This window comes from Streptomyces malachitofuscus, assembly GCF_055571035.1.
Map to the genome: position 1 here is coordinate 1 of NZ_JBVIGA010000006.1, position 13,752 is coordinate 13,752.

Here is a 13,752-nt window from a genome sequence, read left to right on the forward strand (position 1 = left end):
CCCCCCCCCCCCCCCCCCCCCCCCCCCCCCCCCCCCCCCCCCCCCCCCCCCCCCCCCCCCCCCCCCCCCCCCCCCCCCCCCCCCCCCCCCCCCGCCCCCTGAGCCGTGTGGTCTCAGACGGTGGTGACGACCTGCTCGAACTCCAGGCGCGGGCCCCGGGGGTGCCAGGCGTCGGGGCCGGGGCGGCCGATGTTGACGACCATCAGCGGGGTGTGGTCGTCGTCGAGGAACTCCTTGCGGACGCCCTCGACGTCGAAGCCGGTCATCGGGCCGGCGGCCAGGCCCGCGGCGCGCACGCCGACGATGAAGTAGGCGGCCTGGAGGGCGGCGTTCAGCGCGGCGGCGTCCTCCCGCACGGGACGCTCGCCGAAGACGGCGTCCTTGGCCCCCGGGAAGTGCGGGAAGAGGTGCGGCAGCTCCTCGTGGAACTCGTTGTCCGCGGAGAGGATCGCGACCAGCGGGGCCGTGGCCGTCTTGGGCCGGTTGCCCTCGGCCATGTGCCGGACGAGGCGCTCGCGGGCCTCGGGGGAGCGGACCAGGGTGATGCGCAGGGGCGACTGGTTCATGGCGGTGGGGCCGTACTTGACCAGGTCGTAGATCGCCCGCACCTGCTCGTCGGTCACCGGCTCGCCGGTGAACGTGTTGGCGGTGCGCGCCTCGCGGAACAGCAGGTCCTGGGCGGCGGGGTCAAGGGCGAGAGACATGCGTGAACCTTCTCGGGGGGTGTGTCGTCCCGGTATCCGTGTAGGGGCCACGGGCCGATGGATGAGCACGACCGTACACCCGAGAAGTTCAACACTCAACTAAATCCGGAGCGTGGTGATCCACTTCACGGACGGACGGCATCCTGCGCCGGCTCAGCCCTCCTCGGGATCCTCCGCCCCGGCCTCCTCCGCGAGCGCCGCGTCCAGCCGCGCCCGTGCCCCGTCCAGCCAGCGCCGGCACACCTTGGCCAGCTCCTCGCCCCGCTCCCAGAGCGCCAGGGACTCCTCCAGCGTCGTCCCGCCGGCCTCCAGCCGCCGTACGACCTCGATCAGCTCGTCCCGCGCCTGCTCGTACCCGAGCGCCTCGGCCGCTCCCGCCGGCTGCCCGGTTTCCGTCTTGCTGGTCATTCCGCCCACCCTACGCATCGACCCGTACCGTGAACTCGCCCTCGGACACCCGTGCCCGCAGCTCCTCACCGGCCTCCACCTCGCCCGGAGCCCGCACCGCGTGCCCGTCCGCCCGCTGCAGCACGGCGTACCCCCGCTTCAGCGTCGCGGCGGGGGACAGCGCCACCACGCGCGCATGCGTGTGCGTCAGCTCGGAGTCCGCCCGGTCCAGCTGGTGCCGCAGCGAGCGCCGCCCCCGCTCCAGCAGCGCGGTGACCTCCTCGGCCCGGGTGTCGATCATCCGGTGCGGATCCTGTATCGAGGGCCGGGCCAGCGCGTGGGCCAGCCCGCGCTCCTCCCGGTCCAGCAGCGCCTGGACGCAGCGCCGCGCGCGGTCGCGCAGCATCCGCACCCGCTCGTACTCCTCGCCCACGTCCGGCACCACCTTCTTCGCCGCGTCGGTGGGCGTGGAGGCGCGCAGGTCGGCGACATGGTCGAGAAGCGGATTGTCCGGCTCGTGCCCGATCGCCGACACCACCGGCGTCCGGCACGCCGCCACCGCCCGCACCAGCTGCTCGTCGGAGAACGGCAGCAGGTCCTCCACGCTGCCGCCGCCGCGCGCCACGACGATCACGTCCACCTCGTCGACCGCGTCCAGCTCCTTCACGGCCTGGACCACCTGCGGCACCGCGTGCACCCCCTGCACGGCCACGTTGCGCACCTCGAAGCGCACGGCGGGCCAGCGGTGCCGCGCGTTCTCCAGCACGTCCCGCTCGGCCGCCGACGCCCGCCCGCACACCAGTCCGATCAGCTGCGGCAGGAACGGCAGCGGCTTCTTCCGCTCCGGCGCGAACAGCCCCTCCCGCGCGAGGCTCTTCTTCAGCTGCTCCAGCCGCGCCAGCAGCTCCCCGACCCCCACGGGCCGGATCTCCGCCGCCCGCAGCGACAGCTGCCCGCGCGGCGCGTACCACTCCGGCTTGCAGTGCACCACCACCCGCGCGCCCTCGCTCACGACGTCCGCGACGGCGTCGAACACCTGCCGGTAGCAGGTCACGCCCACCGAGATGTCGTACGAGGGGTCGCGCAGCGTCAGGAACACCACCCCGGCGCCGGGCCGCCGCGACAGCTGGGTGATCTGCCCCTCCACCCACACCGCGCCGAGCCGGTCGATCCACCCGCCGATGAGCCGCGACACCTCCCCGACCGGGATGGGAGCCTCCGCAGACGTGTTGACAGCCATGCCGCGAGAGTAGTGCGCCCCACCGACAACGCACCGTGACCGGACCCCTTGGACGCGGCCCTTACGATGGGAGGCATGACCGCTTCGCCTGGCCGCCGTGTCCTGCTCGCCGCCCCCCGTGGCTACTGCGCGGGTGTGGACCGCGCCGTGATCGCCGTCGAGAAGGCCCTGGAGCAGTACGGGGCCCCCGTCTACGTCCGGCACGAGATCGTGCACAACAAGTACGTGGTGCAGACGCTGGAGAAGAAGGGCGCGATCTTCGTCGAACGGACGGAGGAGGTGCCCCCGGGCAACATCGTCATGTTCTCCGCGCACGGCGTCGCCCCCGTCGTCCACGAGGAGGCCGAGCGCGGCCGGCTCGCCACCATCGACGCCACCTGCCCGCTGGTCACCAAGGTCCACAAGGAAGCCGTCCGCTTCGCGAACGACGACTACGACATCCTCCTGATCGGCCACGAGGGCCACGAGGAGGTCATCGGCACCTCCGGCGAGGCCCCCGACCACATCCAGCTCGTCGACGGGCCGGGCGACGTCGCGAAGGTCGAGGTCCGCGACCCCTCCAAGGTCGTCTGGCTCTCCCAGACCACCCTCTCCGTCGACGAGACCATGGAGACCGTCGACGCCCTCAAGGAGAAGTTCCCCCAGCTGATCTCCCCGCCCAGCGACGACATCTGCTACGCCACGCAGAACCGTCAGCTCGCGGTCAAGCAGATGGGCGCCGAGGCGGAGCTGGTGATCGTGGTCGGCTCGCGCAATTCCTCCAACTCCAAGCGGCTGGTGGAGGTCGCCAAGCTGGCGGGCGCCCGCGCGGCGTACCTGGTGGACTTCGCCGACGAGATCGACGAGGCCTGGCTGGAGGGCGTGACCACGGTCGGCGTCACCTCGGGCGCCTCGGTGCCGGAGGTCCTGGTCGAACAGGTCCTGGAGTGGCTGTCGCGGCGCGGCTTCGAGGACGTCGAGATCGTCAAGGCGGCCGAGGAGTCGATCGTCTTCTCCCTGCCCAAGGAGCTCCGCCGTGATCTGCGCGACGAGGCCGCCGCCCTGGTGGCCGAGCGCGGCGGCAGGGGGACGGGTGCCGGTTCCGCGGAGTGACGGTGAGGGGACGACGGCGGTCGCGCGGCCGCCTTTCGTGACGGTCCGTCGTTCGTCGTAACGTGGGGACATGCAGATCTTCGGCGTGGACATCGGCGGATCCGGGATCAAGGGTGCCCCGGTCGACCTGGACAAGGGGGACCTGGCGCAGGAGCGCTGCAAGGTCCTCACCCCCCACCCGGCCACGCCGGACGCGGTGGCCGACGGGGTCAAGCAGGTCGTCGACCACTTCGGCTGGACCGGCCCGGTCGGCATCACCTTCCCCGGTGTGGTCACCGGCGGTACCACGATCCGTACCGCGGCCAACGTCGACAAGGGCTGGGTCGACACCGACGCGCGCGTGCTGCTCGGCGACCGCCTCGGCGGCCTGCCGGTGACGGTGGTGAACGACGCGGACGCGGCGGGCGTCGCCGAGATGCACTTCGGCGCCGGACGGCACCACCGGGGCACCGTGATCCTGCTGACCTTCGGCACCGGCATCGGCAGCGCCCTCTTCGTGGACGGCGTCCTCGTCCCCAACACCGAGCTGGGCCATCTGGAGCTGCACGGTCACGACGCGGAGAAGCGGGCCTCCAGCAAGGCCAGGGAGGACCACGACCTGTCGTGGGAGGAGTGGGCGCACCGGGTGCAGAAGTACCTGGCGCACGTGGAGATGCTCTTCTCGCCGGATCTGTTCATCATCGGCGGCGGCGTCAGCCGCAAGTCCCACAAGTTCCTGGACCACATCAAGGGCATCAAGGCGGAGATCGTCCCCGCCCAGCTGCAGAACAACGCGGGCATCGTCGGAGCGGCGATGCGGGCGGCTACGGGCGTCTAGGGGGTGTCTGACGCCCCCTGGCCCTGGGGACGGGGGCGGTTGCGGGCGAGGCGGCGGTTGATCGCGCGGACCCGGCGCACTCTGCGGACCAGCACGATCACGCACGTGGCGAGCGTGCCGCCGTAGAGCCAGCCGGCCTGGGTGGCCAGGCCCGTGACCATGCCCATCAGCCGGTCGACGGCGCCGCCCTCGCCCTCGTCGGCGACCGGGACCATCCCCACGGCGAAGGCGATCGGCACGACGACGGGCGCGATGAACAGGTCCCCCTCGCGCACCCACAGCGCGGTCAGCACGCACACCGGCAGGTACAGCACGCCGTACACCGTCTGGGACGCCCCGAACAGTGCCTCGGTCAGCAGTCCGAGGACGAGCATCACGGCCCCGCAGAACAGCCCGCTGCCCAGTCCGGTGAGCTTCGGGCCGGGCGGCCTGCCGGCCGCGGCCGGGGGAGCGGGCCGGCGCTGTGGCACACGGGCGGGCCGGTCCGGCCGCGCGGACCGTGCGACCCCGCCGCTCGCCGTCCGGCCCGCCTGCGGCGGCAGCGGCGGCTTGACCGGGCGGGACGGCCTGGGAGTTCTGGACGGCCCCGGCGGCCCGGGCGCCGGGTCACGTCGCGGTCCGTGCTGCGCGGGTCGCGTCCTGTGTTGCTCCACTGGACCAACTTAGGTCGTTTTATGTGCCGAACGGTCCGTCAGACACGCCGGGAACCGGACGTTGCCCGGACGTCCGACGCGTCGGCCGGGCGCGTGCGGGCACGCCGTAGACTGGTGGATCGGTCCACACGGCCCCGCAGGGCCGGTCCTCGTCCCCCATCCTCACGTACGGGAAGTCGCAACGTGTCGCTCACGATCGGAATCGTCGGCCTGCCGAATGTCGGCAAGTCGACCCTGTTCAACGCCCTGACCAAGAACGACGTGCTGGCGGCCAACTACCCGTTCGCCACGATCGAGCCGAACGTCGGCGTGGTCGGCGTTCCCGACCCCCGCCTGACGAAGCTGGCGGAGATCTTCGGCTCCCAGCGCATCCTTCCGGCCACCGTCGACTTCGTCGACATCGCGGGCATCGTGCGCGGCGCGTCGGAGGGCGAGGGCCTGGGCAACAAGTTCCTCGCGAACATCCGCGAGTCCGACGCGATCTGCCAGGTCATCCGCGCCTTCAAGGACGAGAACGTCGTTCACGTCGACGGCAAGGTCTCGCCGAAGGACGACATCGAGACGATCAACACCGAGCTGATCCTCGCCGACCTCCAGACCATCGAGAAGGTCCTGCCGCGCCTGCAGAAGGAGTCGCGGATCAAGAAGGACATCGCGCCCAAGGTCAAGGCGGTCGAGGAGGCCAAGGAGATCCTGGAGAAGGGCGACACCCTCTTCGCCCACGGCATCGTCCAGGGCAGCGAGCGCGCGGAGCTCCTCCACGACCTGCACCTCCTCACGACGAAGCCCTTCCTCTACGTCTTCAACGTCGACGAGGACGAGCTGACCGACGAGGACTTCAAGAACGAGCAGCGCGCCCTGGTCGCCCCCGCCGAGGCGATCTTCCTCAACGCCAAGCTGGAGGCGGACCTCGCCGAGCTGGACGAGGACGAGGCCCTCGAACTCCTCCAGTCCGTCGGCCAGGAGGAGCCCGGCCTCGCCACCCTCGCCCACGTCGGCTTCCGGACCCTCGGCCTGCAGACCTACCTCACGGCCGGTCCGAAGGAGTCCCGCGCCTGGACCATCAAGAAGGGAGCCACCGCCCCCGAGGCCGCCGGAGTCATCCACACCGACTTCCAGAAGGGCTTCATCAAGGCGGAGGTCATCTCCTTCACCGACCTGGTCGAGACCGGCTCGGTGGCCGAGGCCCGCGCCAAGGGCAAGGCCCGCATGGAGGGCAAGGACTACGTGATGCAGGACGGCGACGTGGTGGAGTTCCGCTTCAACGTCTGATCGCGTACCTAGAGGCGGCCTGACCTGCGGCGATGCAGGTCAGGCCGTTGTGCTGTCCGCAGTAGTCCGCAGAACCTGGAGCGGCTACGTGTCGTAGACCGTGGAACGGTGTCCGACGTGTACGACCCACACCACCAGCTCCCCGTTGTCGATCGTGTAGACGACACGGTAGTCGCCGACCCGTAGGCGGCGGCGCTCGGGCTGGGATACGAGTGCGGTGGTGTTGAAGCCGAAGGGGTCGCTCTCCAGCTCTGTCAGTTTGGCCAGGATACGAAGCGCCATGTCACGCGGGATCTTGCGCAGCTCGGCCTGGGCCTCGGGCCGGAACACCGTGCGGTAGTCACTCACTGCGTGCCAGCGTCTCCCTCATCACGTCCTCGATCGGGACGCCGGCGGCCGGGCTCGCCATGCGCTCGTCGATGATGCGGTTGATCTCGCGCTCTTCCCACTCCTGGTACTTGCGCAGCACCTCGATCGAGACAACGGCGGCTACCTGCTTGCCGCGACGGGTGATGACAGTGGGCACGTCGTCGCGGTCGGCCCGTTCGACGACTTCGGCCAAGTGAGCGCGTACGTCGCGGATGGACTCTATGGGCAGCGGCTGAGTCATGACCCAAGGGTACCGAGTGTGCCATGTGTACACAATGTCTGCGGTCCCGGTCGGTGCAGGGGCACCGGTGGCAGTATGCGGGGACGCAGCGAGAGGGGCCGGGGCGGGATGGGGCGCAGTGAGCGGGAGGCGGTTGCTGCGGGAGCGCGGCTGTACGAGGCGGCGCAGGCGGTAGCCGGTGACCACGGGCGGGCTGTCGAGGTAGTTCGGGCGGCGCTGAAGCCGATCTGCGATACGGCGGCGGAACAGGCGCTCGACGCCATCCCAGTGGCCCGGCTGAAGGAGATCACCGAGGGGCGGCTGAGGCTCGGGGAGGTCGAGAGGAGCGGGCTGCGGTCGGTCCGGCAGGTGCTTGACGCCGGGTCCTACCGTTTGCGGCAGATTCCCGGCGTGGGACAGCGGACCGCTGATCAGGTCATCGCGGCGGCACGCCAGATAGCCGACGCCGTTCGGGAGACCATCGCCGTCCACATCGACGTGGATCGGCCGGAGCCGCGAACCACCGCACTCGTCATGGCCCTGCATGTGCTGGTGGAAGCGGGTCCCGATGCGCGGCGAGCCGCCGACACGGCCGTGGCTCTCGCGGAGCGGCTCGGTCCGCTGCTGGCCGAAGCCAAGCCAGCCGCCGGGCGGCTGCGGATGCTGCTGGTGGGGCAGGCCAAACGAGTTCGGGCGCTGGAGGCCGTCGCAGAGGTCCGCAGGCTGACCGAGGAAGCAACGCAGGGCGGTGTGCCGGAGCTGCTCGCACAGGCGTCTGTCGATCTGCTGCGCGGCACCCCGACCGAGGTTGCGGCCTGGGTCGACTTCGAGTTGCGTTCCGCCGAGTACTACAGCCTGCTCGCGGAGATCTCCGGCCGCAGACCCGATACTGCCGCTGCCGAGGGGTTCCTGCCCGACGAAGTTGCCGAGCGGGTCCGCGACCAGATGCTTGACGACACTCACCGGCGGGTGTCGCTGCGCGGCTATCAAGCCTTTGGGGCTCGTTTCGCCCTGGCGCAACGCAAGGTGATCCTCGGCGACGAGATGGGGCTCGGCAAGACCATCCAGGCCATCGCCGCTCTGACTCATCTCGCTGCGGAGGGGCAGAGCCACTTCATGGTCGTCTGCCCGGCCAGCGTCCTGATCAACTGGACACGCGAGATCGAGGCCCGCAGCAGGCTGCGCGTGATGCCTCTTCACGGCCCCGACAGGCAGGAAGCGTTCGCCGACTGGAAGGGCCGGGGCGGTGTAGGAGTGACGACCTTCGACGCCTTGCGCGGTTTCCCGGCCCCCGAAGGAGGCGAGGTGGGGATGCTGGTCGTGGACGAGGCGCACTATGTGAAGAATCCGAAGACGCGTCGCTCCCATGCCGTGACCGAATGGTCCGGGCACTGCGAACGTGTTCTCTTCATGACCGGCACGCCCATGGAGAACCGGGTCGCTGAGTTTCGCAGCCTTGTGCAGATTCTCCAGCCGCACCTGGCGGAGGCTGTCGGTGACCGAGACGGTGTGGCCGGTTCCAAGGCATTCCGGAAGGCCGTCGCCCCGGTCTATCTGCGCCGCAATCAGCAGGATGTGCTGACCGAACTGCCCGTGCTCCAGCAGACGGACGAGTGGGAGGAGCTGAGCGCGTCGGACGAAGACGCCTACCGGGAGGCCGTGCGCGCCGGCAACTTCATGGCGATGCGAAGAGCTGCGTACGCGCGCCCCGAGAAGTCGGCCAAGCTGAACCGGCTGCGAGAGATTGTCGAGGACGCCGCCGAGAACGGGTTGAAGGTGGTGGTGTTCTCCAACTTCAGGGATGTCCTTGGAACGGTCAAGGACACGCTGGATGGAGCACGGAGCAAGGGTGGCGGTCAGGTGTTCGGTCCGATCTCGGGAAGTGTGCCGCCCGCTCGCCGTCAGCAGCTGGTGGACGAGTTCGCCGCCGTCCCGGGTCACGCGGTGCTGATGGCACAGATCCAGGCGGCGGGGGTGGGGCTCAACATGCAGGCCGCGTCCGTCGTGATCATCTGTGAGCCTCAGGTCAAACCGACCATCGAACACCAGGCGGTGGGGCGGGCCCACCGCATGGGGCAAGTGCGTTCGGTCCGGGTGCACCGGCTGCTCGCCACCCGTGGGGTGGACGAGCGGATGGTGGAGATGCTGAAGAACAAGACCCGCCTGTTCGACGCGTACGCGCGTCGCAGCGCGGTCGCCGAGTCGACGCCGGACGCGGTCGACGTTTCGGATACGGCGATGGCCCGCCAGATCGTCGAGGAGGAGCAGGCGAGGCTGGGAGCGGTCCGCAAAGAGTCCGCAGGACACCCGTAAGTGACCGTCGGGACCCAACGCGCGCCAACGGGGAAATGCCTGGTCAGGGCGTTGTGCGCGGCTCCGTCGCAGGTCAGTGGCGGAGCTCGGGCATTCCGCTTCAACGTGTGACTCTCGTCAAAAACTGTGCCCGACCCGCTTGTTGGCGGGCCGGGCACACGCTTCTGTCCGCGGGAGTCCTCGCCCCGCGATGTGGGGCATTGACAGGTCTGGTCGGCGTGAGACTGCCTCAGACCTTGACGACCTCCACGGAAGGGCCGCACAGGAGTGTCAGATCCTCGGGGTCGGACGTGAGGACCGTGACCGGCCGGGGTGCGTTGCGGGCGATGACGGCGAAGGCGGCGTCGATGGCGTACTCGTGGCCGTGGAGGTGATGGGTGCGCAGAAGCGCGGCGGCCTGGTCGGCGACCTCCTTGGTGACGTCGTGAACGTCGACGCGGGAGAGGACCCACTTGATGCGGGCGGGGTGGATGCGCTCGCAGTCCGCCTCGAGAGTGGTCATGGCGCTGGTGGCGACGCGGATGCCCTCTTCCGACGCCGCTTGGACCAGAGCTACGACGGTACGGTCCTTGCGGCAGAGCTTTGAGAGTCCTTCGCTGTCGAGCAGGAGGGTGCCGGGCATCAGGCGGCGGCCCCGCCGGCCTGCTGGTGGTCGTGGCGCAGCAGCGCCCGGGCGGCCTCGACCTCCTCGCGGGTGAGGGCTTCGTTGTCGGTCTCGAAGTCGACGACGATCTCCCGGAGCTTGTCCATGGCGACCCGCTGTTCGAGTGCCTCGGCGACGTAGGCGGAGAAGCCGCCGGGGCCCACGTGGGCGCGTACGGCCTCGGCGAGGTCCTCGGGCAGGCTGATCGAATACTTCCTGCTACCACTCATGGTGCCGATCCTACCGGCGGTCGTAGGAGGTCGGGACTGTGGACGGCTACCCGTCATGGATCGGTGCCCGCGATGGGGGGATGCGGGGACGGTGCAAGAGGGGCGGGAAGCGTTGGGGCGTGGAGTGGCGGACTCCTGCCGCTCCGCGAGGTAACCAACAAGCATGTTGCTAACATTTGCGTTAGTTACATGCGTGGAGGTGGGTGGCGTGGTGGACTTTGTGGGTCGTCGGCAGGAGCTGGCGGCGCTGGAGCGTGAGCTGCGGAAGGTGGCGGCAGGCATCGGCGGGGAGCGGCCCGGCCGGTGCGTGATGTTGCGTGGGCGGCGCCGGGTGGGCAAGTCGCGGCTGGTCGAGCGGTTCGCCGAGCGCTCCGGGGCCCCGTTCTTGTTCTACGCGGCGACCGGCGCGTCCCCTGATGACGATCTCGCACGGCTCGCCCGGGACGCCCGGGCATCGACGCTGCCGATGGCGCGGCTCGTGGCCGCCGCGCGGCCGGAGAGCTGGGACGCCGCGTTCGATGTGCTGGCAGCGGCGCTGCCCGCCGACCGGGTGAGTGTGCTGGTCATGGACGAGGTGCCGTACCTGATGGATGCCGGTGGCGCCTTCGAGGGGATGCTGCAACGGGCCTGGGACCGGGTGCTGGAGACCAAGCCGGTGCTGCTGGTCCTCATCGGTTCCGATCTGTCGATGATGGAGGCCCTGAACAGCTACGGGCGCCCCTTCCATCAGCGCGGCCGGGAGATGGTGCTGGGGCCCATGAACCCCGCCGAGGTGGGGCAGATGCTCGGGCTGGAACCGGCGGAAGCCTTCGATGCCGCGCTGGTCACCGGCGGGCTGCCGCTGATCTGCGCGGAGTGGCCGCGAGGCGCGGGACTGTGGGACTTCCTCGGAGAGGCGCTGAGTGACCCGGTCTCGGCCCTGCTGGTGTCGGCCGAGCGGTCGCTGGCTGCCGAATTCCCCCCGCAGGCTCAGGCACGTACGGTGCTGGCGGCCATCGGCAGTGGCGAGCGGACTTTCACCAACATCGCCCGTGCGGCCGGCGGAATCGGGGCCACGCCGCTGCAGCGAGCCCTGGAACTGCTCACGAACAAGCGGATCGTCGCCGCGGAGCTGCCCGTGTCGCCGCGTCCTTCAAAGGATCGCCGCTACCGGGTGGCAGATCCCTACCTGCGCTTCTGGCTGCACCTGCTCGGCCCGTCCATGGAAGAGATCGAACGGGGCCGGGGCGACCTGACCTTGGCACGCATCCGGGAGAACTGGACCAGTTGGCGCGGCCGGGCTGTCGAGCCCCTTGTCCGCGAGGCCCTGGCGCGGATACTGCCGGATGACAGGCTGCCCGCGGCCCCCGCAGTGGGCGGCTACTGGACCCGCACCAACGATGTCGAGATCGACATCGTCGGGGCGGACCGCGCCCCCGTCGCCCGGGAACTGCTTTTCGTCGGCTCCATCAAGTGGCTGGAGCAGTCGCCCTTCGACCGGCATGACCTGGCAGCCCTCCATCGGCATCGGGCCGCCCTCACCGGCGAACCTGTTCCCGTCATGGCGGTCTCGCGCAGCGGAGTCGACTGCTCGGGGCTCGACACCTCCTACGGCCCCGGCGATCTGCTGACCGCCTGGCCGCTGTGAGCGGCCGGCAGGTGAGGAGTCTCCCGATGCGGGTGGTCATGGATGGTCCCGGCGCCGGAAGGAGGGAGCCATCAGCAGGGCACCGAGCGGGCGTCGGGCCACGGGGCCCGGTCCCCGGCGCCCCGGTCCTGGAAGGAGTCGAGCGTCAGGTCGATGGGGCGCCAGGCGGGGTCGAGCGGTTCCGGGTGGCCGACGCGCAGGTCCGCGCCCAGTTCACCCAGTCGTGGACGGCAGCGGGTGACGGCTAGGAGGCCTGCTGGGCCACTGTTCGGCAGGCCTGGGCGTACCCCCGGACCAGGGGGCGGGTCGAGTCCTCCGCTCGCCAGGCCAGGGCGTAGCGGGTGGGGGAGAGGCCGTGCACCGGGCGGGTGGTGACCCCGCCGAGGGTGATCAGGGGGGCGTTGCCGAGGGCCACCAGGCAGATGCCGAGGCCCGCGACCAGCGCCTCGTAGGTCTCCTCCGTGCCCGCGATCTCCGCGCCGATGCGCGGCGGGCCGCCGGGGCGTTCGTCGAGGGCCAGCCAGTGGTCGCGCAGGACGCCCGAGGCCGCGGGGAGGGCCAGGAACGGCTCGTCGGCGAGGTCCGCGAGGGTGAGGTCCGTGCGGGCGGCCAGCGGGTGGCTGTCGGGCAGGGCGACCAGCCGCGGCTCCTCGGCGACCACCGTCCAGGAATACCGGTCGGCGTCGGGCAGCGGCAGCCAGACGAACGCCACGTCCGCCTCGCCGTCCGCGAGCCCCGCCGTGGGGTCCTCCCAGCTGACCTGCCGCAGCCGGACCGCGGCGTCGGGGTGCGCGGCGGTGAAGCGGGAACGGATCGCCGGGAGCAGACCCCCGCGGCCCGGGCTCGTGCTCATCCCGACGACCAGGGTGCTGCGCTGCGCCGCCCGCGCCCGTTCCACCGCGGCGGCCCCCTCCTCCCAGACCGCCAGCACGCGCCGGGCGTGCGGCAGCAGTTCCGTCCCGGCGGGGGTGAGCACCACGCCCTGCCGGTCGCGCAGGAACAGGGCGACACCCAGCTGCCGCTCCAGCGCCCGGATCTGCTTGCTCAGGGCGGGCTGGGAGACGTACAGGCGCTCGGCCGCACGGGTGAAGTGCAGTTCCTCCGCCACGGCCAGGAAGTAGCGCAGATCCCTCAGGTGAACGTCCGTCTTCATAGCCATCGGTTATCAGCGTAGGTCTTGGACGGGCAAGGGGGCGTGACGGCAGGGTGGTTCGCGAGACGAAGGGCAGTCGAGGCACGAGGAGCCGAGATGAACAAGGTGTGGCTGATCACGGGAGCCGGCAGCGGGTTCGGGCGGGCGATCGCCGAGGCGGCCCTCGCCGACGGCGATGTGGTGGTCGGCGCGCTGCGTCGGCCCGAGGCACTGGACGACCTGGTCGCCGCCCACCCCGACCAGGTGGAGGCGTTGCGCCTGGACGTCGCCGACATCGAGGACGCCGAGGCCGTCGTGCGGGACGTCGTGGCGCGGCACGGGCGGATCGACGTACTGGTCAACAACGCCGGCCGGACCCATGTGGGCGCGTTCGAGGAGACCGCCGACGACGAGTTGCGCGAGCTGTTCGACGTCCATGTCTTCGGTCCCGCCGCGCTGGTGCGGGCCGCGCTGCCGGGCATGCGCGAGCGGCGCTCCGGGGCGATCGTGCAGATGAGCAGCATGGGCGGGCAGATGTCCTTCGCCGGCTTCGGGGCGTACAGCGGAACCAAGTTCGCGCTGGAGGGCATGTCGGAGGCGCTCGCGGACGAGGTGCGGGAGTTCGGCATCAGGGTGCTGATCGTCGAGCCGGGCTCTTTCCGGACGTCGCTGTTCGACACCCGCAGGGCCGGGGTCAGCCCCGACAGCGGCGTGTACGCCAAGGTCGGCGAGACCCGTGCGGCGGTCGCGGCCGGTGACGGCACCCAGCCCGGCGATCCCGCGAAGGCGGCGGCGCTCATCCTGGCCGCTCTGGAGGCGCAGGACGCGCCGTTGCGGCTGCCGCTCGGCGACGACGGCGTCGGCGCGGTCCTCGGCCATCTCGACCAGGTCCGGGAGGACGTCCTGGCGTGGGAGAAGCGCACCCGCGCCACGGCCTTCGACGACTGAGGGCCACCCCGTGCCCGACCGGGCGGCCCGCCGTGCACGGCGGGCCGCCCGGTGTCGTGTTGTCGTCCTCCCGGCCCAATACGTTCGTGCAGGACCCTTGTGCAA

15 protein-coding genes are annotated in these 13,752 nt (G+C 70.9%); 6 read left to right on the plus strand and 9 right to left on the minus strand.

Annotated features, from left to right (window positions below):
• Positions 1 to 113: 113 nt before the first annotated feature.
• The 3 genes from ACZ44S_RS10280 to xseA all read right to left on the minus strand — a co-directional run bounded on the left by ACZ44S_RS10280 (position 114) and on the right by xseA (position 2,331).
• A complete protein-coding gene (locus ACZ44S_RS10280; protein WP_466926703.1) occupies positions 114 to 704 on the minus strand; it encodes a malonic semialdehyde reductase in 591 nt (196 codons plus the stop codon).
• A gap of 153 nt (positions 705 to 857) precedes the next feature.
• The gene (locus ACZ44S_RS10285) at positions 858 to 1,112 is read right to left on the minus strand and encodes an exodeoxyribonuclease VII small subunit (RefSeq protein WP_466926706.1); all 255 of its coding nucleotides are present in this window, start codon (positions 1,110 to 1,112) and stop codon (positions 858 to 860) included.
• A gap of 10 nt (positions 1,113 to 1,122) precedes the next feature.
• A complete protein-coding gene (xseA, locus tag ACZ44S_RS10290; protein ID WP_466926709.1) occupies positions 1,123 to 2,331 on the minus strand; it encodes an exodeoxyribonuclease VII large subunit in 1,209 nt (402 codons plus the stop codon).
• Between the two features lie 66 nt (positions 2,332 to 2,397).
• Between xseA and ACZ44S_RS10295 the strand changes: the two genes are divergently transcribed.
• Together ACZ44S_RS10295 and ppgK are read left to right on the plus strand one after the other, a co-directional pair.
• A complete protein-coding gene (locus ACZ44S_RS10295; protein WP_466926712.1) occupies positions 2,398 to 3,423 on the plus strand; it encodes a 4-hydroxy-3-methylbut-2-enyl diphosphate reductase in 1,026 nt (341 codons plus the stop codon).
• A gap of 70 nt (positions 3,424 to 3,493) precedes the next feature.
• Positions 3,494 to 4,240, plus strand: a complete 747-nt coding sequence (ppgK, locus tag ACZ44S_RS10300) for a polyphosphate--glucose phosphotransferase (protein WP_466926714.1) — start codon at positions 3,494 to 3,496, stop codon at positions 4,238 to 4,240.
• Here ppgK and ACZ44S_RS10305 read toward each other — a convergent pair.
• Positions 4,237 to 4,710 carry a DUF6542 domain-containing protein gene (locus ACZ44S_RS10305; RefSeq protein WP_466926717.1) on the minus strand — a complete coding sequence of 158 codons (474 nt, stop codon included), beginning with the start codon at positions 4,708 to 4,710 and terminating at the stop codon, positions 4,237 to 4,239. The genes ppgK and ACZ44S_RS10305 overlap by 4 nt on opposite strands.
• Positions 4,711 to 5,076: 366 nt before the next feature.
• Here ACZ44S_RS10305 and ychF point away from each other — a divergent pair, with 366 nt between their 5' ends.
• Positions 5,077 to 6,165: a redox-regulated ATPase YchF gene (gene ychF / locus ACZ44S_RS10310; RefSeq protein ID WP_466926720.1), complete on the plus strand. Its 1,089-nt coding sequence runs from the start codon at positions 5,077 to 5,079 to the stop codon at positions 6,163 to 6,165.
• 84 nt (positions 6,166 to 6,249) lie between these two features.
• Here ychF and ACZ44S_RS10315 read toward each other — a convergent pair whose 3' ends face one another.
• Together ACZ44S_RS10315 and ACZ44S_RS10320 are read right to left on the minus strand one after the other, a co-directional pair.
• Positions 6,250 to 6,513 carry a type II toxin-antitoxin system RelE family toxin gene (locus tag ACZ44S_RS10315; protein WP_030207783.1) on the minus strand — a complete coding sequence of 88 codons (264 nt, stop codon included), beginning with the start codon at positions 6,511 to 6,513 and terminating at the stop codon, positions 6,250 to 6,252.
• The gene (locus tag ACZ44S_RS10320) at positions 6,506 to 6,775 is read right to left on the minus strand and encodes a type II toxin-antitoxin system Phd/YefM family antitoxin (RefSeq protein ID WP_060180502.1); all 270 of its coding nucleotides are present in this window, start codon (positions 6,773 to 6,775) and stop codon (positions 6,506 to 6,508) included. Before ACZ44S_RS10320 ends, ACZ44S_RS10315 begins: the two co-directional genes overlap by 8 nt.
• Positions 6,776 to 6,883: 108 nt before the next feature.
• Here ACZ44S_RS10320 and ACZ44S_RS10325 point away from each other — a divergent pair, with 108 nt between their 5' ends.
• The gene (locus ACZ44S_RS10325; protein ID WP_466926723.1) at positions 6,884 to 9,067 is read left to right on the plus strand and encodes a DEAD/DEAH box helicase; all 2,184 of its coding nucleotides are present in this window, start codon (positions 6,884 to 6,886) and stop codon (positions 9,065 to 9,067) included.
• A 229-nt stretch (positions 9,068 to 9,296) separates the two neighbouring features.
• Here ACZ44S_RS10325 and ACZ44S_RS10330 read toward each other — a convergent pair whose 3' ends face one another.
• Positions 9,297 to 9,689 (minus strand): DNA-binding protein, encoded by a 393-nt coding sequence (locus ACZ44S_RS10330; RefSeq protein ID WP_466926726.1) that lies wholly within the window; start codon positions 9,687 to 9,689, stop codon positions 9,297 to 9,299.
• Positions 9,689 to 9,940, minus strand: a complete 252-nt coding sequence (locus ACZ44S_RS10335) for a hypothetical protein (RefSeq protein WP_466926729.1) — start codon at positions 9,938 to 9,940, stop codon at positions 9,689 to 9,691. Before ACZ44S_RS10335 ends, ACZ44S_RS10330 begins: the two co-directional genes overlap by 1 nt.
• Positions 9,941 to 10,148: 208 nt before the next feature.
• On the opposite strand from ACZ44S_RS10335, the gene ACZ44S_RS10340 reads away from it, so the two are divergent.
• Positions 10,149 to 11,567, plus strand: a complete 1,419-nt coding sequence (locus tag ACZ44S_RS10340) for an ATP-binding protein (RefSeq protein ID WP_466927454.1) — start codon at positions 10,149 to 10,151, stop codon at positions 11,565 to 11,567.
• A 244-nt stretch (positions 11,568 to 11,811) separates the two neighbouring features.
• Here ACZ44S_RS10340 and ACZ44S_RS10345 read toward each other — a convergent pair whose 3' ends face one another.
• A complete protein-coding gene (locus ACZ44S_RS10345; RefSeq protein ID WP_466926732.1) occupies positions 11,812 to 12,726 on the minus strand; it encodes a LysR family transcriptional regulator in 915 nt (304 codons plus the stop codon).
• 90 nt (positions 12,727 to 12,816) lie between these two features.
• Here ACZ44S_RS10345 and ACZ44S_RS10350 point away from each other — a divergent pair, with 90 nt between their 5' ends.
• On the plus strand, positions 12,817 to 13,647 hold the full coding sequence (locus ACZ44S_RS10350; protein WP_466926735.1) for an oxidoreductase: 831 nt from the start codon (positions 12,817 to 12,819) through the stop codon (positions 13,645 to 13,647).
• Positions 13,648 to 13,752 lie beyond the last annotated feature (105 nt).

Excerpts from the sequence above, each read along its gene's own strand:
- ACZ44S_RS10330 (WP_466926726.1), bottom strand. The coding sequence starts at position 9,689 with ATGCCCGGCACCCTCCTGCTCGACAGCGAAGGACTCTCAAAGCTCTGC.
- ACZ44S_RS10345 (WP_466926732.1), bottom strand. The coding sequence starts at position 12,726 with ATGGCTATGAAGACGGACGTTCACCTGAGGGATCTGCGCTACTTCCTG.
- ACZ44S_RS10350 (WP_466926735.1), top strand. The coding sequence starts at position 12,817 with ATGAACAAGGTGTGGCTGATCACGGGAGCCGGCAGCGGGTTCGGGCGG.
- ACZ44S_RS10325 (WP_466926723.1), top strand. The coding sequence starts at position 6,884 with ATGGGGCGCAGTGAGCGGGAGGCGGTTGCTGCGGGAGCGCGGCTGTAC.
- ACZ44S_RS10285 (WP_466926706.1), bottom strand. The coding sequence starts at position 1,112 with ATGACCAGCAAGACGGAAACCGGGCAGCCGGCGGGAGCGGCCGAGGCG.
- ACZ44S_RS10335 (WP_466926729.1), bottom strand. The coding sequence starts at position 9,940 with ATGAGTGGTAGCAGGAAGTATTCGATCAGCCTGCCCGAGGACCTCGCC.
- ppgK (WP_466926714.1), top strand. The coding sequence starts at position 3,494 with ATGCAGATCTTCGGCGTGGACATCGGCGGATCCGGGATCAAGGGTGCC.
- ACZ44S_RS10280 (WP_466926703.1), bottom strand. The coding sequence starts at position 704 with ATGTCTCTCGCCCTTGACCCCGCCGCCCAGGACCTGCTGTTCCGCGAG.
- xseA (WP_466926709.1), bottom strand. The coding sequence starts at position 2,331 with ATGGCTGTCAACACGTCTGCGGAGGCTCCCATCCCGGTCGGGGAGGTG.
- ACZ44S_RS10295 (WP_466926712.1), top strand. The coding sequence starts at position 2,398 with ATGGGAGGCATGACCGCTTCGCCTGGCCGCCGTGTCCTGCTCGCCGCC.
- ACZ44S_RS10320 (WP_060180502.1), bottom strand. The coding sequence starts at position 6,775 with ATGACTCAGCCGCTGCCCATAGAGTCCATCCGCGACGTACGCGCTCAC.